Source organism: Marinobacter sp. F4216 (genome assembly GCF_019931195.1).
Lineage (GTDB): Bacteria > Pseudomonadota > Gammaproteobacteria > Pseudomonadales > Oleiphilaceae > Marinobacter > Marinobacter suaedae.
This window is the reverse complement of sequence record NZ_JAIOUO010000004.1, coordinates 405,943-423,837: the sequence shown is the minus strand read 5'-3', so window position 1 is coordinate 423,837 and position 17,895 is coordinate 405,943. Positions and strand designations below refer to the sequence as shown.

The window sequence follows — 17,895 nt, the reverse complement described above, 5'->3', positions numbered from 1 at the left end:
ATTTTCAACGACTTTTACGTTGCAAACTGTGTCGGCAAATCAGCGTTGGCAGCGCGGGCAGTACACCGTTGATCGGTTGTTCATCCGGATTTCCTTGAGAAGCGTGTTACATTGGGTACAGGGTGAGCCGGTTTTGCCATACACCAGCAATACCTGGGCGAAATAACCGGGCTTGCCATCGCTGTTGACGAAATCCCTCAGTGTCGTGCCTCCCATCAGGATGGCGGCGCTCAGGGTTTCCCGGATCGCTTCGGCCAGACGTCGGTACCGGTCAAGGCTGATGCGACCAGCCTGCCGTCTGGGGTGAATGCCCGCTTTGAACAGGGCTTCGTTGGCGTAAATATTTCCGACGCCAACGACGACATGATTGTCCATAATAAAGTTCTTGATGGGTGTCTTTTTCGAGCGGGAACGCTGGAACAGCAACTCGCCGTTGAATGCCTCTGAAAGAGGTTCTGGCCCAAGGCTTTCGATGAGCGGGTGGCGGTCCACAGAGTCGGTCCAGAGCCAGCAGCCGAATCTGCGTGGGTCGTTGAATCGGAGCACGGTTCCGGATTCCAGCGTCAGGTCAAGGTGATCGTGGGTCATGGGCGGCGCGTTGTCGGTGATGACCCTCAGGCTGCCGGACATGCCCAGATGGATGATGAGGGTGCCATCCTCCAGATGAATGAGCAGGTACTTGGCCCGGCGATCCGCGCTCTGGATGCGTTTGCCGCTGACTCGTTCGGCAAGATCGCTCGGTACCGGCCACCGAAGGCTGGGGTTGCGAACGGTCACTGCGGAAATGACCTGCCCCTCGCAGTGCGGGGCGATGCCTCTGCGGGTGGTTTCGACTTCGGGCAGTTCGGGCACGTCAGGGTTCTCCGGGGGCTGGTTCCAAGATTGGCAATATGAGCACAGTCACAAAGTTGGGGCAATGGGTGTAATTGGTAACAAAACGATGTTTAACTTCGGTTGTTCCGGCGAACATCTGTACGCTAGAGTGGCCACGCTGGTTTGGTTCTCATGCCTGCAGGAAGGGCTTGCAATGGCAAACGCCGAAGTTCACCAGCCATGATTTACGATTGAGGAATATGTATGTGGTTTAACGGACTGCTGGATCTTTCGGTAACGCAGATGATCCTGGTGCTGCTGGGCATGACCCACGTCACCATTATCAGTGTGACGCTTTACCTGCATCGCCATTCGGCTCACAACTCGCTGGACCTTCATCCGGCACTGAAGCACTTTTTCCGGTTCTGGCTGTGGCTGACCACGGCACAGAACACCAAAGAGTGGACTGCCATCCACCGCAAGCATCACGCAAAGTGCGAAACCGAAGACGATCCCCACAGCCCGGTTGTTCTGGGCATCAGAAAAGTCTTGCTGGAAGGGGCCGAGCTCTACGCCGATGCCGCTACTCCGGAAACCCTGGAGCGATACGGCCAGCGCACGCCGGAGGACTGGGTCGAGCGTAATGTGTACAGCAAATACAAGATGTTGGGCATTGTGCTGATGGCAGTCATCGACCTTGCCCTGTTTGGCGTGCACGGTATCTGGATGTGGGCCCTGCAGATGATGTGGATGCCGGTATGGGCGGCAGGCGTCATTAATGGGCTGGGTCACTGGTTTGGTTACCGCAATTTCGAATGCGCCGATAACGCCCGCAATATTTCTCCCTGGGGTATTTTTATTGGTGGTGAAGAGCTGCATAACAACCACCATACCTATCCGAACTCGTCCAAGCTGTCCCGGCGCTGGTATGAAGTCGACATCGGCTGGGGCTACATTCGCCTGTTCCAGTTGTTCGGGTTGGCCACTCCGAAAGGCTACCGTCCGATTGCCCATCACGTCCCGGGCAAGCAGGAGGTGGATGTGGATACCGTGCAGGCGATTGCCAACAACCGTTTCGACATCATGCGCCAGTACCGCAAGCGGGTGATGGAACCGGTTCTTCGCCAGCAGAAGGCGATGATGGATGAGGGCATTCGCCCCCGTTACCGGAAGCTGCGTCAGCTGCTGTCACGGGAGGCCTCGCTGATTCACCCCCGGGAAAAGGAAACCCTTGAATCCGTGCTCGAGAAGCACGAGATCCTGCGGCAAATCTACGACAAGAGCCATGAGCTCCAGGCGCTCTGGCGGCAGCGGGGGCTCAAGCCCCAGGACAAGCTGCAGGCGCTGATGCAGTGGTGTAAGGAAGCGGAGGCCAGTGGCATTCGCTATCTGGAAGAGTTCGCCGCACACTTACGGGCCTATTCGCTGCGCCCGGCTTCCTGAACCCGATACAGGTTGTAGCTCACCTGCCCGGCGGTCTTCTGCCGGTGCAGGTGCCAGTCCGGAGGCGTTGCTGGTGCTGCCAGTTCGCTTTCATGCTCTACGTACACCCAGCCGCCGGGCTTGATCCATCCCTGTCCACTCAGCGACGGCAACAGCGTGTCCAGCCAACCCTGCCGGAACGGTGGGTCCATAAACACGATATCGAAAGCCTGTCGGGCCGGCTGGTCCAGAAAGCTGTCCACACTGGCGCATATCACTTCTGCTGACGTTGCCTCCAGTAGCCGTAGATTGCTTCTGAGTGCCTGTACCAGTTCCGCAGTGTGATCAACAAAGGTGGTGCTGGATGCGCCCCGTGACAGGGCTTCGAGTCCCAGTGCCCCCGAACCGGCAAACAGATCCAGGCAGGTGCTGCCGGGTACTTGAAAATTCAGCCAGTTGAACAGGGTTTCCCGGGTTCTTGCCGGTGTCGGCCGAACGCCGCCCGCATCGGGGAAGCGGACCTTCCGGCTCCGCCAGTCACCGCCGATAATCCTCAGTTCGCCCGTGCCAGTGGCTTTGGCCTTGCTGCGGCTTTGGCCGGTGTTGCGCTGAGGTCGGGCGGATTTTCTGCGCGCCATACTGGATGCACTCCTGGTATCTGGTTTGGCTTTGCCGTCGGGGCTGTTTATGGGCAAATGGTAGCCGAAAGGCGGTTGTGGGTGATAACGCGCGCTCCCCACTTGCCCGGGACAGTCTGTTAGAATACGCCCTTTCTTTGTCCCGCCCATTCAGAATGATGGTAATGACTCTATGACGGCAGAATGGATTTCAGTCGGCCTCCTGGCCCTTCTTGTCCTTGTTTTTGTCCTGGATATCGTTGGCAATCGTCGGCGTGCGCCGCGACCGAAGCCGGTCCCTCAGCGCAAGCCGGACGTGGCGCGAGGCGTTGAGCCCGAGCAGCCGCAGGCGAAGGCCCCGGCGGAAGACGTTAAAGCAGCCGTTGACGAAAAACCCGAAACTGTCGAGGCGCCAGCCGAGGTTGAGCCGGCCCCAGCGCCTGAGCCGGTGCCCGAACCTGAGCCAGAGCCTCAGGTCAGTGTTTTCGAGCGGATCAAGCTGGGCCTGGGGAAAACCCGGGCGAGCCTGACGGGTGGCTTGGCAGACCTGTTCTCGGTGGGCAAGAAGATCGATGAAGACTTGCTGGAAGAAATCGAGACCTCTCTGCTCACGGCGGATGTTGGCGTAACTGCCACGTCCGAAATCATCGACTCTCTCACCGACAAGCTGGAGCGCAACCAGCTGAAGGATGGTGAAGCTCTGCGAAAGGCGTTGCAGGGCGAGCTGCGTAGGCTTCTTGAGGGTGTTACCAGGCCGCTGACCGTCGATGCTGGCAAGAAGCCCTATGTCATTCTTATGGTGGGCGTCAACGGCGTGGGCAAAACCACGACCATCGGCAAGCTGACCAAGAAATTCCAGAGCGAAGGCAAGTCCGTCATGCTGGCGGCCGGCGACACCTTCCGGGCGGCGGCGGTGGAGCAGCTGCAGGTGTGGGGTGAACGTAACAATGTGCCGGTTGTGGCCCAGCAAACGGGTGCCGACAGTGCCTCGGTCATCTTCGATGCCATCCAGTCGGCCCAGTCCCGTGGCACCGATGTGGTGATTGCCGATACCGCCGGGCGCCTACAGAACAAAGACAACCTGATGAACGAGCTGGAAAAAGTTGTGCGAGTCATGAAAAAGCTCGATGACTCGGCACCCCATGAGGTCATGTTGGTGCTGGATGCGGGTACCGGGCAGAATGCCCTGAGTCAGGCCCAGGTGTTTCAGCAGGCGGTGGGCGTCAGCGGTATTACATTGACGAAACTGGACGGCACGGCAAAAGGCGGTATCGTATTTGCCATTGCCCGTCAGTTGCAGCTTCCGATCCGCTTCATCGGTGTGGGAGAGCAGGTGGATGACCTGCGCAGCTTCGACGCGGAAACGTTTGTGGAAGCACTGTTTGACTAAACGCCGGCTTTTTGGAGTAGTAGCCGCCCATGATTGAGTTTCGTCAGGTCACCAAGCGGTACGACAGTGACCACACTGCCCTGCGTCAGGTTAACTTCCGGCTGGACCGGGGTGAGCTGGCGTTTCTGACTGGTCACTCCGGGGCCGGAAAAAGTACCTTGCTGAAACTCATCATGGTGATGGAGCGTCCCAGCGCCGGAGAACTTGTTGTCGGCGGGCAACTCCTGAACAAACTGCCCAAGCGGCAGGTTCCCTACATGCGCCGGCACATCGGCGTGGTATTTCAGAATCACCAGCTGCTGTTCGACCGGACGGTCTACGATAACGTGGCCATGCCGCTGGAAGTCATGGGCGTACCGCCAAAAGAGGCGGGCCGCCGGGTGCGGGCAGCACTCGATAAGGTCGGGTTGCTAAGCAAGGAAAAAATGAACCCCATCCAGCTCTCCGGCGGTGAGCAGCAGCGGGTGGGTATTGCCCGGGCGGTGGTCAATAAGCCACCGGTGCTGCTGGCGGATGAGCCGACCGGTAACCTCGATCCTGAGCTGTCCGCCGGTATCATGAATCTTTTCAGTCAGTTCAGCCAGGTGGGCGTGACCGTACTGATTGCCACCCACGATATCGCACTGATCAACGAGATGGGGCACCGGACCCTGACGCTGGATCACGGTCGCCTGGTTTCTGGCGGCACGCCATTCCAGGGAGGTGTTCATGGTGCCTGAGTCCCAGCGCAAACACGACGTGAGCCGGGGCGCCAGAGTGTCCAGGTCGGCCGGGCGTCAATTGATGGAAGGTTACGTCAATCACCATCGCAAGGTCGCCCGGGACAGTGCGGAGCGTTTGTGGCGAAGCCCCGTTGCCAGCTTGATGACCTGGGCGGTCATCGGTGTGGCCCTGGCACTGCCTGTGGCGTTGTTACTGTTGCTGAGCAGCCTGGAAGGGGTCAGTGCCGGTTGGGACAGCAGTGCCCGGCTAACGGCCTACGTCGAGCTTGAGTCGCCGCTGGAGGACGCCGAGGCGATTGCCGAGCGGGTCGCTTCGGATGGCCGAATCGACGCGGTCGAACTGGTCAATCGTGATGACGCCTTCAGGGAATTCCGGGTGTCGTCGGGCCTTGAGGATGCGCTGGATTTCCTGGATGAGAACCCGCTGCCCCATGCCTTGTTGATTACCCCGGAAGCCAGCGCCCGGTCCGAAGCGGGAATGCAGGGGTTAATCCGTTTCATCGAGGCCATAGAAGGTATTGAGCGTGTTCAGGTGGATCTTGGCTGGCTTCAGCGCCTGAATGCGGTCACCGATCTGCTGGTGCGAGCGGTCTGGGTGCTGTCCCTGTTGCTGGCCGCTGTGGTGGTGCTGGTGATTGGCAATACGGTGCGTCTGGCGATAGAGAGCCGGCGGGATGAAATTCTGGTCGCCAAGCTCGTGGGCGGGACGGAAGCGTTTGTGCGTCGACCCTTCCTGTACACTGGCGCCTGGTTTGGTCTTGGCGGCGGAATTCTTGCCTGGATTGTGCTGGAGGTGTCGCTCTGGTGGCTGAGCGGTCCGATCGAACGTCTCGCCGACCTGTACCGGACGGAATTCTCTCTGTCCGGTCCGGGACTTGTCGGCGGGCTCGCATTGATAATTGCCGCAATGGTGCTAGGCTGGCTAGGAGCCTGGCTGGCGGTCAAGCGTCATATGGACGACATTGAGCCGGGAGAAATTGCCGGCGGATGAGCCTGATAACGGAAAAACCGTATTGAGAGCAGCAGGATTCATCGAGTAGTGTCGAGAACAACCAAAACCAAGTCGATCCCCTCAGGTCGTTGAATTTGTACCGTTTTTGCGGGTGGGTCGGGAACTTATCAGGTTCTTGGCGGTCGAAAACTTAGTTGTTATATTTATCGGCTGTCTGGTTCGGAGGTCAAAGTATGGGTACGAGTTTACAGCTGGTCGACAAACTGGTTCCAGGTGCAAATCTCGAGTCTTACGTTCAGGCTGTATCGAGCATTCCGGTGCTCTCAGTCGATGAAGAACGCGAGCTGGCAGAAAAACTTCACTACGAGGGCGACGTTGAGGCAGCCCGTCAGCTCGTTATGTCTCACCTGCGTTTCGTGATTCACATTGCGCGCAGCTATTCCGGTTATGGCTTGGCCCAGTCCGACCTGATTCAGGAAGGCAATGTGGGCTTGATGAAAGCCGTGAAGCGGTTCAACCCGGAGTATGGTGTCCGGCTAGTTTCCTTCGCCGTACACTGGATCAAAGCCGAAATTCACGAATTCATCCTGCGCAACTGGCGCATCGTGAAAGTTGCTACCACCAAGTCGCAACGCAAGTTGTTCTTTAACCTCCGTAGTCAGAAGAAGCGTCTGGCATGGTTGAACCACGAGGAAGTGAAGGCCGTGGCGGCGGACTTGGGTGTTGAACCGAAAGTGGTTCGTGAAATGGAAGGTCGTCTGGCCTCTCAGGACACCTCCTTCGACGGGCCAATGGATGACGATGATGAATCCGCGTATCAGGCGCCAGCCTATTATCTGGAGGATCGTCGGGCAGACCCGGCCACTCAGCTGGAGAAGGCCGACTGGACTGAGGATTCCAACAGCCGCCTGATGGAGGCGCTGAGCAGCCTCGACGAGCGCAGTCAGGACATTCTGCGGGAACGCTGGTTGTCCGAAAGCAAGTCCACCTTGCATGAGCTGGCCGATAAATACGGTGTTTCAGCAGAGCGGATTCGCCAGCTGGAAAAAAACGCCATGAAGAAGATCCGGAAGCAAATCGATGACGCGGCGTGATGTAACGCCAGTCAGGGTTTGATCCGTCGATGATCGAAAACGCCACCACCCTTCCGGTTGGTGGCGTTTTTGTTTGTATAATCAAGCACATTTCAATAACGCCATAGCCCTGCGAGAGCTTTCATGACGACCACCGCCACTGCCCGTATAGCGTTTCTTGGAATCGGCCTGATGGGCGCCCCCATGACCCGTAACCTGCTGAATGCCGGCTTTTCCATGACGCTCTGGAACCGGACCGCTGCCAAGTGTGAGCCTTTTTCCCAAGAAGCCGTTCTTGCAACTTCTCCTGCCGAGGCGGTGGCCGAGGCGGATGTGGTTATCACCATGCTGGAGAACACCGACGTCGTCGAACAGGTGCTCGTTGGTCAGGGGGCGATTGAGGCGATCAGGCCCGACACCCTGGTGATCGACATGAGCTCCGTAACACCGACGGTGGCCCGTCGCCATGGCAAGCTGGTGGAGGCTCAGGGTGGGCACTATATTGATGCCCCAGTATCGGGGGGAACGGTGGGTGCTGCCGAAGGGCGACTGAGCATCATGGCTGGTGGTGATGAGACGAGCATTGCCCGGGCCGAACCGGTGTTTGCCCCCCTTGGACGCTGTACTCGAATTGGACCCGTTGGCTCAGGGCAGCTGGCCAAGCTGGCGAACCAGGCGATTGTCGGAATTACCATCGGTGCCGTATCCGAGGCGCTGTTGCTGGCGGCGAAAGGTGGCGCCGACCCCGCTGCCGTGCGCGAAGCGTTGATGGGCGGCTTCGCCGGCAGCCGGATACTGGAGCTGCATGGTCAGCGCATGATTGACCGGGATTTCGCGCCTGGCGCACCGGCACGGATCCAACTCAAGGACATGCGGATGATTCTTGATGAAGCCCGGGCTGAAGGCTTGACCCTGCCACTGGCCCAGCAGGTCCATAATGAATATTTGTCCCTGGTGGCCAATGGCCATAGCGACGTCGACCACAGTGGCCTGCTTCTGGAACTGGAGCACCTGAACGGTGCTTTGATGGGATCCATTGGCCGGGGGCCTAAGGAGTAGCGTTATGCCGCGATTTGCTGCCAACCTGTCTATGCTGTTCACGGAGTTCGAGTTTACCGAGCGCTTTGCTCATGCCAGGAATGCGGGCTTTGAGGGCGTGGAATACCTGTTTCCCTATCCCTACCAGAAGGAGCAGCTTGCTTCTCTCCTCAAGGACCATGGGCTAACCCAAGTGCTCTTCAACCTGCCGCCCGGTGACTGGGATGCCGGGGAGCGGGGCATCGCCTGTCTGCCAGACCGGGTGGCGGAGTTTCGTGAAGGCGTAGACCAGGCCATAGAATACGCCCGGGCACTGGATTGTCGGCAGGTGAATTGTCTGGCGGGTCTTCGACCCCCATCGTTGTCAGAGGAAGACGCGTGGCAGACGTTGCAGGCCAACGTGAGTTATGCGGCCGAAAAGCTGTCCGCGGAAGGCATCACCCTGTGCCTGGAAGCCATCAATTCCCGGGTGGACATGCCGGGATTTGTGCTGGACACCTCCGGAAAAGTCCTCGCCCTGATGGAGGCGGTGGATGCCGACAATGTGCGTCTGCAGTATGACCTGTACCACATGCAGATCATGGAAGGTGATCTTATCCGGTCCATGGAGTGTCTGCTGCCCTGGATTGGTCATATCCAGTTCGCCGATAACCCGGGGCGCCACCAGCCGGGCACCGGAGAGATTAACTTTTCGAATGTTTTTGCCGCCATTGATCGGCTGGGTTACGACGGCTGGGTCAGCGCAGAATACCGGCCTTCGGGCGATACCGGGGCCAGTCTGGGGTGGCTGGAGGGCTGATTTCGCCCGTCGCTTTAGGCGACACCCTCTTACAAGATGGTAACTGGCCGGATTCCGGAGTTCTTCGTACCCTTGTTGCCATTGAACGTAATCCGATATCGGGAGGATATGCCGGTGAAAGCGCTGGTAATCGAAGACGACCAGGACGTAGCCAATTATCTGGTGAAGGGGCTCAGGGAGTCTGATTTTGTTGTTGATCATGCTGCCGATGGCAAGGAGGGCATGATGATGGCGGCCAGTGAGGAATACGACATCATGATCGTCGACCGCATGCTTCCGGGTATGGACGGCCTGTCAATTATCAAGACGGTCCGAGCCACCGGGAATCAGGTGCCCGTGCTTATTCTGAGCGCCCTGGGAGATGTGGATGATCGTGTTGAAGGCCTGCGCGGTGGTGGGGATGATTACCTGACCAAGCCCTTCTCATTTACGGAACTGCTCGCACGTATTGAGTCCCTTGTCCGTCGGAACCGTCAGGCAGCGGAGACGGAAACGGTTCTGCGGGTCGCGGATCTGGAAATGGATCTGCTGGCTCGAACCGTCAAGCGGGCCGGACAGAACATTGATGTACAGCCGAGGGAATTCCGGTTGCTGGAATACCTGATGCGTAATGCTGGCCAGGTGGTTACCCGGACCATGTTGCTGGAGAAGGTGTGGGACTACCACTTCGATCCCCAGACCAACGTGATCGACGTACACATCAGTCGTCTGCGGGCAAAGATCGACAAAGAGTTCGACACACCCCTGCTGCAAACCGTACGCGGTGCCGGGTACATGCTTCGTGAAACTGCTTAGCCAGCTTCGGACGTCTTCCTTCCAGCTTGCCCTTCTTTACATGGTGGTGTTTGCCACCTCGGTCTTTCTGTTGCTCGCATTCATATACTGGCGAACGGCCGGGTTCATGACCGCCCAGACCGATGAAACCATCGAGGCGGAAGTGGCCGGGCTGGCCGAGCAGTATCGGGGCCGGGGCGTGAACGGTCTGATTACTATCATCCGTGAACGCGTGGCCCGCGACCCCAACGCCAAATCCATTTATCTCCTGACGACCGACGACTTCCTGAAGCTGGCGGGGAACATCGAATCCTGGCCTCAGGGCACTCGCTCGGAAAGCGGCTGGATCAACTTTACCCTAGACGAAAGTGTTGGCTGGAGTGGGCCGCAACGGCTTGCCCGTGCCCGGATCTTTGAAGTGCAGGGCGGTTTGCGCCTGTTGGTGGGACGGGATGTGGATGACCTCACCAGCCTGAAGCGGGTTATTGAAACCGCCATCAACTGGGGGATGGGCATCACTCTGGCGCTGGCTCTTCTGGGCGGGTTCCTGATGAGCCGAAGCACCACTCGCCGAATTGAGGTCATCAACAACACCTCCCGCCGGATCATGAATGGCCACCTGTCGTTGCGGATTCCTACCCGGGGCACGGATGACGATTTTGATCAGCTGGCCGACAACCTTAACCGGATGCTCGACCGTATCGTGTATCTCATGGAAGGCATTCGGCATGTCTCCGATAACATTGCCCATGACCTGCGCACGCCGCTGACCCGCCTGCGTAACCAGCTGGAGAATACCTTGTTGTCGGTAGACAACGACGAAGCCCGGGAGCAGGCTGGTCGAGCCGTTGCAGAGGCGGATCAGCTGCTGTCTACTTTCAACGCGTTGTTACGGATTGCCCGCCTGGAAACCCGCGGCAACACTGCCGACATGAAGGTGGTGTCGCTGGATGAGCTGGTCACTGACGCCTGCGAACTTTACGAGGCGCTGGCAGAAGACAAGGATCAGGTATTCGAGCAGCAACTGGAAAAAGGCGTGATGATCGAGGGCGACCGGGATTTGCTGTTCCAGATGGTCAGCAATCTTATCGATAACGCGATCAAGTACACGCCGGAGAAAGGCACGATAGGCGTCGTGGTAAGGAAGTCCGGTGGTGATGCGGTGTTTGAGGTCAGTGACAGCGGGATTGGTGTTCCGGATGAAGAGAAGGACCAGATATTCCAGCGCTTTTACCGGGTGGGCAAAAGCCGGTCGCTCCCCGGCAATGGCCTGGGTTTGAGCCTCGTCAGTGCCGTGTCGGAGATTCATCAGGGCCAGATTGTCCTGACCGATACCTATCCAGGTAAAAATCCGCCAGGTTTGACGGTATCCGTGCATATGCCGGCATTCACCGGCGTACGAAAGCGCATCAAGACAACGTCAGCCGAGTTGCCCGCGCCGGCGGGCAACTCTGAAACCCGCCACCCGGCTGAAACCAGTGACGGTTGATATCAGGACTTGGCGCGGAAGCTGTTAACCCGCTCCAGTACAGGGGCGATCAGGCTTTCAGCTCGACTTTCCAACCCATGGGTAAGCTGCTCAACCTGGGAACGACGGCGACCGAACTTGGCCTGCAGGCTGTCCCATTCGCCCTCAAGATGCTTTTGCTCTGCCGCCAGAAAGGCCGCGATGTTGTGTCGGTTAACCTTACCGGTGACACCGAACTGATCGAGGTGATAGCCGAGGTTGTCGATGCCCTCGAGGGCAAGGTTCAGTAATTTCTGGGTGTTCATCGGGAAACTCCGTGACAGACAAGCGTGGAAGATCAATTATCCCGCAACCTAACTCTGGTCCCTAGAGTGTGCAACCTAATTTCCTTCCGCATTAGCTAATCTCTGTCTAAAAGGTAATCAATGAGCCATTCGGCGGTAACGCTGGCTGTGCATAATAGATATTGGACTCACCAAAGCGAGAACCCTAGGTTTCTTGCTTACCCCTCCAGCACAGCGCTAGCCTTACCCCGTGGATTACGGGGTTTTTTTTGCCCGCATTTTCGGTACCCAGAACAAGGTCAGGATTGATGAGTAACACATCAAACGCCGGCGGCAATCGGCCGCGCTATATCACTCCGGAAGGTGAACGGGCCCTGCGGGATGAATTGCAGTACTTGTGGAAAACGAAACGGCCTGAAGTGACCCAGGCTGTGCGAGAAGCGGCCGCATTGGGTGACCGCTCCGAGAATGCCGAATACATCTACGGCAAGAAACAGTTGCGGGAGATCGATCGCCGGGTTCGGTTTCTGAGTAAGCGCCTGGAAGAAGTCACGGTGGTTGACCGTTTGCCTGATGATCAGGAGAAAGTGTTCTTCGGTGCCTGGGTAACGATCGAAGAGGAGTCGGGTGAGGAGCAGGAATATCGATTGGTCGGCGCTGACGAGTTTGATTTGACCAGACGTTATCTGAGTATCAACTCGCCTATGGCCCGGGCGCTGATTGGAAAGCGCCTGGACGATGAGGTCAGTGTACGCACTCCGGAAGGATGGAAAACCGTGGTGATTTCGGCGATTCGATACCGGTCACCGGATCGGCTTGGGTGAAAAGCGTCACATCGTTGACGCTTTTTTGAGCAATCTGGCCGCTGAGGCGATAATATGTCCGGAGATTGGCATGCTAGGCTTGAAGGGAATTGTCAGCCAGGGATTGAGTCATGGAACAGGACACAGAACAACGGTCACGTAGGAGTAGAAACCGACTTTGGCAATCGGGACTGATTGCCGGCTTATTCGGTTGCTCGGTTATCGCAATTGCTCAGAGTGAGAGCCCTTTCGTTGACGATGGGGTGTTTGAGTACGAAGAGCGTTCAACCATCGATACCATCCCGTTTCGTTCCATAGAGGAGGACGCGCTGGCGGATACGGTGATTGAAGGTGGGCTGTCGGCGCCGGCTGCCGGTGTGCCAGTGAAACCAGCAACGGACGACGATTTCTATCTGGATCCGCTGGCATTGGAGCCACGGGATCGCCGAACCGATCTTGGCCGTTCCGAGGTTCCCGTGGAATTCCAGTTTGCTAACCCGAAATCAATTCCGGGCGTCAATCACACCACGGGCTTCCAACTTCGCTTGCCGCAGAACCGAACCATCCAAAACCAGAATATCAATATGATGGAGCGCTAGGCCGCACTGAAGGCAGGGCTGCCTCAAGCTGCAGCCGTATCCCTTGACTCGACCTTGTCCAGAACATCCTCGTAGAAAAAGACGAGTGCCTGTTTCGCCTGATTCAGCCTTGCCCTCGATACCTGGGCTCGTTCGTCCAGATAGCGCAGAAATGCGTGCTGCTCCTCCTCGGCCAGCATCTCTGGATCCTGACAATCGTGGAATGTGATGAATCGGGTAATCCAGTGCAGGTAACTTTGTTCGGTTCGCTGACTCAGCTGCTGACGTTCAATGGCTTTTTTGACGCGCTTTGAAAGGCCCGGCTGGGATTGGTCCAGCGCTTGGGTATTCTCCATGGTAGATCTCTGTCGTGCTTGTTGTGCGTTTTTATTATATGCCGCGGATTCTATGACAAACGTGTAGCGGACGCAAAAATGGCAGTTGAGGTTGGATCCCGGCAGGGGCAGCCGGGATCCCGCAGGATTACTTCAGGGCGTTGAGCTTGTCGATGTACTGCTGCATGGCGTCCTCGTTGGACAGGCCTTTGAGCTTTTCCCAAGCGTCGTATTTTGCACGGCCCACAAAATCCATCATGCCCGGACGTTTACCAGACACGTCGCCCTCGGTGGCCTGCTTGTACAGAGCATAAAACTCAAGCTTCATTTCGTTTGACGGCTGAAAATCGCCTTCGGCTGTCTGGATGTAGTTAACGGCCTCATCAAACTGGGCTTTCAGGTCACTCATTTCCATCTCCTTATCGGTCAGTGCGGTATCCCACAGAAGTCTCGCTGAGTATACCGGCCTGCTTTCATCCCGTCATGACCGGGCGTTCCTTTACGCCGGGGAATGGGGTATCGTCCGGAGCCAAAAAGCTGTTTTTATGGGGATTTATTTATGGCTGGCACCAATAAGCTGTCTGGTATTGTGGACAAGATCAACACCTTGCCCGAGTTTGCCCGGTCCCGGGCATTGACCCTGTTTTTCGGCAAGGTGGTTCCGTTTACCGGCACCGCAGGCATTCGTATTGAGTCGCTGGATCACGACCGCTGCGTGATCCGTCTGGTCAACAAGCGTCGGGTACAGAATCACATTGGCGGTGTCCATGCCGTTGCTTCCCTGTTGCTGGCCGAGTCCGCTACCGGGTTTCTGGTGGGCATGAATGTGTCGGATGACAAGGTTCCCGTGATCAAGACTGCCCAGGCCGAATATACCCGTCGGGCCAAGGGAGACATGACCGTCGAGGCTTACCTGACGGCTGAGCAGCGGGAGCGGATTCGCATGGAGGACAAGGGCGAGGTGACTGTGCCGGTGACTATCCGAGACAGTGAGGGCAAGGAGCCCATCGAGCTGGCGATGATCTGGGCCTGGACGCCAAAGCGACGGTAATTGTCTGATCCCGAACGTCGAACGAAGGTTTGTCTAAGTGCACTTTCGGCGACGCTCGCTGGTCCCAGTCCATGCTGGAATCGGACAGAATCGAGCTCAGTAATGCCTTACGGCACCTGAGCGAAATCGTTTGTGGTAATCAGCGCGGAGTTCCGAGTTTGTTGCTCTATGCGGAGTTTGCGGAAGTGTGTGCTGACGAACGAAGTGATGAAGCTACGGGGGTTTGGTGGCAGGCTAGGATGGAAGCCTCCTGAGTGCAACGGAATGGTAAAAGGTGCTTCCCGGAGTCAGGCTAGCTGGACAAGCTCCCCGGTCAGGCTTGTGACCCGCGTGTCTCCCTTCGTATCGGCTGCGCCGATACATCTCTCACCTCGTGCTCGGTCATGTCGAAAAAATTTACATTAAAATTATCGAAAAACTCGGGCGTCATATTTTCTAAATAAATTCATACACATAAGTTTCTGGCCTAATTAATGCTTCCTGTCAGGGTGAGCGTAATGCTCAAGACTTAACCTTATAAACTCAAGGAAGAGGCCAAACCAACCATGAGGTTGGGGCGGAAAACCGAGGATCTCAAAACCGGGCGACCGGAGCCCGAGAGACAGCCAGGTTACATTCCTGAGTGTAAAAACCTCGAGGAAATTGAGATGGAACTTAAAAACTTGGTGATGGGTGCCGGTTTCGCAGTGGCTTCTTTGACAGCCACCAGTGCTTCTGCCCTTCCCTATATCAGTGGCCAGATCGGCTTTACCGGTGGCTACTACGTCACAGATAGCACTGGCACCGTTGTTTCTGACCAACTAGCAGCCGGTGATAGGTTGTCTTTTTTCGGTGTTACGGTTCTCGGAGAGCCCCCTGGAAAAAATATTGTGACTACTGGTGATTACGATGGCACAGAAGGTACGGCTGTCACCATGAGCGACATTGTTTATGACCCCTTCTATTCATTAGTAAACCCTCTTTGGAGTTTTACTCTTGCGGGTGTCACCTACGAGTTTGAAATGCTGAACTTGACAGCTGAATTCCAAAACGCCACCGACCTTGAGCTGGATGGTAAAGGCCTTCTCAAAATTACAGGTTTTGAAGATACCCAAGGCTACTGGTCATTTAGTAATCAGTCAGGCTTCACCTTCTCAGCTTCTTCTGCGGTTCCAGAACCCGGAACGTTGGCGCTGCTTGGTCTAGGCCTCGCCGGCTTGGGCGTTGCACGCCGCAGACAAACCGAAGCCTAATCGTTTCAGCCATAAGTTGTTGAAAAAGGTCCTGAGGGAATTCAGGGCCTTTTTTATTGCTTGAGCGGCTTGATCGAAGATCGTGGCGGTGATTTATTCCACACCATCGAAATGGTGAAGTTCAGAGCCCTGAAAGAGGAAACTCTTGAGGCTGCTTTCGTCGAGTTTTCCCCGCTGACTCTTGAAGCCACTCAATCCTGCCATCAAAGCCAATCGCCAACCGCTCAACAGGTGTAAGCTGATAGAAAGGGTCCCAAAGGAACGATGTCATGCCATTAGGTTCACTATCGCACTGGCAACGCCAGACCAGTGCCATTGCCAGTGGCTTTTTTGGCGACAGGCTTGAGTCACGCCGAAATCCGTTGGCTGTTTCCATGTGTTTGATCGAGAGTGGTCGTGAGCTGGATGTGGATAACCCGCAACCGGAGAATGTGACCGAAACTCTCTGCGTCTCCATTCACGGTTTGATGGAGCTGGAAACCGTCTGGCGGATATCGGGTTCAAAGGCTGGTGCGGGCTTTAGCACTTATGGCCAGCGTCTGGCTGCAGCGTTGCCGGGAAGCGCAACGGATTTAAGTCTTCGCTACAACACCGGGCTACCCGTTTACCGAAATGGTCAGGCCCTGTCAGTGCTCCTTAAAAAGCTCATTTCGGCGTGGCCCAAGCCAGTCAAACGCCTGATTCTTATTGGTCACAGCATGGGTGGATTGCTGATTCGCAGCGCCTGTCACTACGGCCGGATAGATGGCCATCGCTGGACCCGGGTGCTCAGCGACTGCGTCTATCTGGGCTCGCCCCACGATGGTTCGTGGCTGGCCCGGGGTGCACACTCGCTGGCGAACCTTATGGGCGAGTTGCCGAGGGACTATTTGCAGGTGGTGGGTGAGATGATTGATCTGCGCAGTGAGGGGATTCGCAATCTCTCTCGGGGCGAGGTGCTGGCAGAACAGGGCGAGCACCCGCCACTCCTGCCCGGGGTGAATCATTACGTGGTTTGCGGGCTACTGGCCCGCTCGCGGCAACATCCCGCGAATGCGTTATTCGGCGATGCCCTGGTTCAGCTGTCCAGTGCACAGGGGCGGAAACGTTCGGGCTGGCAGTTGGCCGGCGTTGCAACGTTTCCGGGTGTTGATCATCTGCGACTGGCACATCACCCGAGTGTGGCGGAACAGCTGGAGGCATGGCTGGTATGAATCATCAGGAACATCAGGATCAACTCGAATGGTGGCTTGGGCTGGCGGATCTTTTGGCAGAGGGAACTGGCCATGGCTTTCAGAAACTGCAGCGAGTTCATCTCTCGATAGCCGATGAATCTTTCAATGTGCTCGAAGCAATTCCGGTCACGCGACCCTGGGCTAAGGTCGTAAAGCACGCCCACCACGGCATTGCGAGGATTTGTTACGGTTCGGTGAAGGTTGGCGCCCAGGGACTCCATGCGGCAGCCGCGCTCATCATCAAGGCGGTTTAGCCTGGAAAATGTAATCTGCGAAAGCGCTGCGATTTCCAGATCGCAGCGCGCTTCGTTGTGTGCAATTAGAACAGTGGCGAGAGCCTACTGTTTGTTCTCCAGATCCCCAAACCGATCGGCAAACAAAGCCGACGACAGGTAACGCTCGGCGCAGTCCGGTAGTACCACCACGATGTTTTTGCCCTTGTGCTCCGGCTGCTGGCCAACGCGCACCGCCGCGGCCACGGCGGCGCCACAGGAAATGCCGCACAGGATACCTTCTTCCTGCATCAGGCGATGGGCCATGTCCATGGATTCTTCGTTGGTAACGGTTTCCACCTGGTCCACCATCTCCAGATCCAGGTTTTTCGGCACGAAACCTGCTCCGATGCCCTGGATTTTGTGGGGGGAGGGTTGGAGCTCTTCACCGTTCAGTGTTTGGGTGATGATGGGGGAGTCTGCCGGTTCAACGGCCACGGTGGTGATCTTCTTGCCTCGGGTTCCCTTGATGTAGCGGGACACGCCAGTCAGCGTTCCGCCTGTCCCGACGCCGGACACGAAAATATCGATCTCCCCGTCGGTGTCGTTCCAGATCTCCGGGCCGGTGGTGTCCTCGTGGATACGGGGGTTGGCCGGGTTCTGGAACTGCTGGGGCAGGAAATGGTTATCCGGGTCGCTGGAGAAAATCTCTTCTGCCTTGGCAATGGCCCCGGGCATGCCCTTTGCCGGCTCGGTCAGAACCAGTTCTGCACCCAGTGCCTTGAGCACTTTTCGACGCTCGAGGCTCATGGAGGCGGGCATGGTCAGCACCAGTTTATAGCCGCGGGCCGCGGCAACGAACGCCAGGGCGATGCCGGTATTGCCACTGGTGGGTTCGATGATGGTCATCCCGGGTGTGAGCGCGCCGCGTTTTTCGGCGTCCCAGATCATGGCGGCGCCAATGCGGCACTTGACCGAATACGCGGGGTTACGGCCTTCGATCTTGGCCCAGATGGTGGCGCCTTCGTTAACTCGGTTCAGTTTAACCAGCGGGGTGTTGCCAATGGACAACGAGTTGTCGTCATAAATGCGTGCCATGGTGCGCTCCTTGTTGTTAT

The 17,895-nt window shown here is 57.1% G+C and carries 21 protein-coding genes, 1 pseudogene and 1 riboswitch; of the genes and pseudogenes, 16 read left to right on the top strand and 6 right to left on the bottom strand.

Going from position 1 to position 17,895, the window contains the following annotated elements; translation table 11 throughout:
- Positions 1-39: 39 nt before the first annotated feature.
- On the bottom strand, positions 40-852 hold the full coding sequence (gene mutM, locus K8I84_RS11405; protein ID WP_223794884.1) for a bifunctional DNA-formamidopyrimidine glycosylase/DNA-(apurinic or apyrimidinic site) lyase: 813 nt from the start codon (positions 850-852) through the stop codon (positions 40-42).
- A 225-nt stretch (positions 853-1,077) separates the two neighbouring features.
- On the opposite strand from mutM, the gene K8I84_RS11400 reads away from it, so the two are divergent.
- Positions 1,078-2,256, top strand: coding sequence for a fatty acid desaturase (locus K8I84_RS11400; RefSeq protein ID WP_223794883.1), 1,179 nt, complete (start codon positions 1,078-1,080; stop codon positions 2,254-2,256).
- Here the strand turns inward: K8I84_RS11400 and rsmD are convergent.
- Positions 2,232-2,873, bottom strand: a complete 642-nt coding sequence (gene rsmD, locus K8I84_RS11395) for a 16S rRNA (guanine(966)-N(2))-methyltransferase RsmD (RefSeq protein WP_223794882.1) — start codon at positions 2,871-2,873, stop codon at positions 2,232-2,234. The genes K8I84_RS11400 and rsmD overlap by 25 nt on opposite strands.
- Positions 2,874-3,045: 172 nt before the next feature.
- Here rsmD and ftsY point away from each other — a divergent pair, with 172 nt between their 5' ends.
- From ftsY to K8I84_RS11355, 8 genes are all read left to right on the top strand, one after another.
- Positions 3,046-4,242, top strand: coding sequence for a signal recognition particle-docking protein FtsY (gene ftsY / locus K8I84_RS11390; RefSeq protein WP_223794881.1), 1,197 nt, complete (start codon positions 3,046-3,048; stop codon positions 4,240-4,242).
- Between the two features lie 29 nt (positions 4,243-4,271).
- On the top strand, positions 4,272-4,961 hold the full coding sequence (gene ftsE, locus K8I84_RS11385) for a cell division ATP-binding protein FtsE (RefSeq protein WP_223794880.1): 690 nt from the start codon (positions 4,272-4,274) through the stop codon (positions 4,959-4,961).
- Positions 4,951-5,955, top strand: coding sequence for a permease-like cell division protein FtsX (ftsX, locus tag K8I84_RS11380; protein ID WP_223794879.1), 1,005 nt, complete (start codon positions 4,951-4,953; stop codon positions 5,953-5,955). The genes ftsE and ftsX overlap by 11 nt, the downstream gene beginning before the upstream one ends.
- Before the next feature lie 194 nt (positions 5,956-6,149).
- Complete coding sequence (gene rpoH / locus K8I84_RS11375) at positions 6,150-7,010, top strand: RNA polymerase sigma factor RpoH (RefSeq protein WP_223794878.1); 861 nt, start codon at positions 6,150-6,152, stop codon at positions 7,008-7,010.
- Between the two features lie 123 nt (positions 7,011-7,133).
- Positions 7,134-8,048 (top strand): NAD(P)-dependent oxidoreductase, encoded by a 915-nt coding sequence (locus tag K8I84_RS11370; protein ID WP_223794877.1) that lies wholly within the window; start codon positions 7,134-7,136, stop codon positions 8,046-8,048.
- A 4-nt stretch (positions 8,049-8,052) separates the two neighbouring features.
- Positions 8,053-8,826, top strand: a complete 774-nt coding sequence (gene hyi / locus K8I84_RS11365; RefSeq protein ID WP_223794876.1) for a hydroxypyruvate isomerase — start codon at positions 8,053-8,055, stop codon at positions 8,824-8,826.
- A 114-nt stretch (positions 8,827-8,940) separates the two neighbouring features.
- A complete protein-coding gene (locus K8I84_RS11360; protein ID WP_223794875.1) occupies positions 8,941-9,621 on the top strand; it encodes a response regulator transcription factor in 681 nt (226 codons plus the stop codon).
- Complete coding sequence (locus tag K8I84_RS11355) at positions 9,608-11,089, top strand: sensor histidine kinase (protein ID WP_223794874.1); 1,482 nt, start codon at positions 9,608-9,610, stop codon at positions 11,087-11,089. Before K8I84_RS11360 ends, K8I84_RS11355 begins: the two co-directional genes overlap by 14 nt.
- A 2-nt stretch (positions 11,090-11,091) precedes the next feature.
- On the opposite strand, the gene K8I84_RS11350 is transcribed toward K8I84_RS11355, so the two are convergent.
- Complete coding sequence (locus K8I84_RS11350) at positions 11,092-11,373, bottom strand: hypothetical protein (protein WP_223794873.1); 282 nt, start codon at positions 11,371-11,373, stop codon at positions 11,092-11,094.
- A gap of 287 nt (positions 11,374-11,660) precedes the next feature.
- Here K8I84_RS11350 and greB point away from each other — a divergent pair, with 287 nt between their 5' ends.
- Both greB and K8I84_RS11340 read left to right on the top strand, forming a co-directional pair.
- Positions 11,661-12,176 carry a transcription elongation factor GreB gene (gene greB / locus K8I84_RS11345; RefSeq protein ID WP_223794872.1) on the top strand — a complete coding sequence of 172 codons (516 nt, stop codon included), beginning with the start codon at positions 11,661-11,663 and terminating at the stop codon, positions 12,174-12,176.
- A 110-nt stretch (positions 12,177-12,286) separates the two neighbouring features.
- The gene (locus tag K8I84_RS11340; protein WP_223794871.1) at positions 12,287-12,754 is read left to right on the top strand and encodes a hypothetical protein; all 468 of its coding nucleotides are present in this window, start codon (positions 12,287-12,289) and stop codon (positions 12,752-12,754) included.
- 23 nt (positions 12,755-12,777) lie between these two features.
- Here the strand turns inward: K8I84_RS11340 and K8I84_RS11335 are convergent, their stop codons facing one another.
- Positions 12,778-13,089 carry a site-specific integrase gene (locus tag K8I84_RS11335; RefSeq protein WP_223794870.1) on the bottom strand — a complete coding sequence of 104 codons (312 nt, stop codon included), beginning with the start codon at positions 13,087-13,089 and terminating at the stop codon, positions 12,778-12,780.
- A 127-nt stretch (positions 13,090-13,216) separates the two neighbouring features.
- Positions 13,217-13,477: an acyl-CoA-binding protein gene (locus tag K8I84_RS11330; protein ID WP_223794869.1), complete on the bottom strand. Its 261-nt coding sequence runs from the start codon at positions 13,475-13,477 to the stop codon at positions 13,217-13,219.
- Between the two features lie 150 nt (positions 13,478-13,627).
- Between K8I84_RS11330 and K8I84_RS11325 the strand changes: the two genes are divergently transcribed.
- The 5 genes and pseudogenes from K8I84_RS11325 (at position 13,628) to K8I84_RS11305 (ending at position 16,819) form a co-directional block, all read left to right on the top strand.
- On the top strand, positions 13,628-14,119 hold the full coding sequence (locus tag K8I84_RS11325) for a DUF4442 domain-containing protein (RefSeq protein WP_223794868.1): 492 nt from the start codon (positions 13,628-13,630) through the stop codon (positions 14,117-14,119).
- Positions 14,120-14,642: 523 nt separating this feature from the next.
- Positions 14,643-14,737, top strand: a riboswitch (cyclic di-GMP riboswitch).
- A gap of 524 nt (positions 14,738-15,261) precedes the next feature.
- Positions 15,262-15,351: pseudogene (locus K8I84_RS17050) on the top strand (PEP-CTERM sorting domain-containing protein); the annotation flags it as partial.
- 60 nt (positions 15,352-15,411) lie between these two features.
- A complete protein-coding gene (locus tag K8I84_RS11315) occupies positions 15,412-15,588 on the top strand; it encodes a hypothetical protein (protein ID WP_223794866.1) in 177 nt (58 codons plus the stop codon).
- A 32-nt stretch (positions 15,589-15,620) separates the two neighbouring features.
- Positions 15,621-16,544, top strand: a complete 924-nt coding sequence (locus K8I84_RS11310) for an esterase/lipase family protein (RefSeq protein WP_223794865.1) — start codon at positions 15,621-15,623, stop codon at positions 16,542-16,544.
- Complete coding sequence (locus tag K8I84_RS11305; protein WP_223794864.1) at positions 16,541-16,819, top strand: hypothetical protein; 279 nt, start codon at positions 16,541-16,543, stop codon at positions 16,817-16,819. Before K8I84_RS11310 ends, K8I84_RS11305 begins: the two co-directional genes overlap by 4 nt.
- An 84-nt stretch (positions 16,820-16,903) precedes the next feature.
- On the opposite strand, the gene cysK is transcribed toward K8I84_RS11305, so the two are convergent.
- Positions 16,904-17,875 (bottom strand): cysteine synthase A, encoded by a 972-nt coding sequence (gene cysK, locus K8I84_RS11300; RefSeq protein WP_223794863.1) that lies wholly within the window; start codon positions 17,873-17,875, stop codon positions 16,904-16,906.
- Positions 17,876-17,895: the final 20 nt, after the last annotated feature.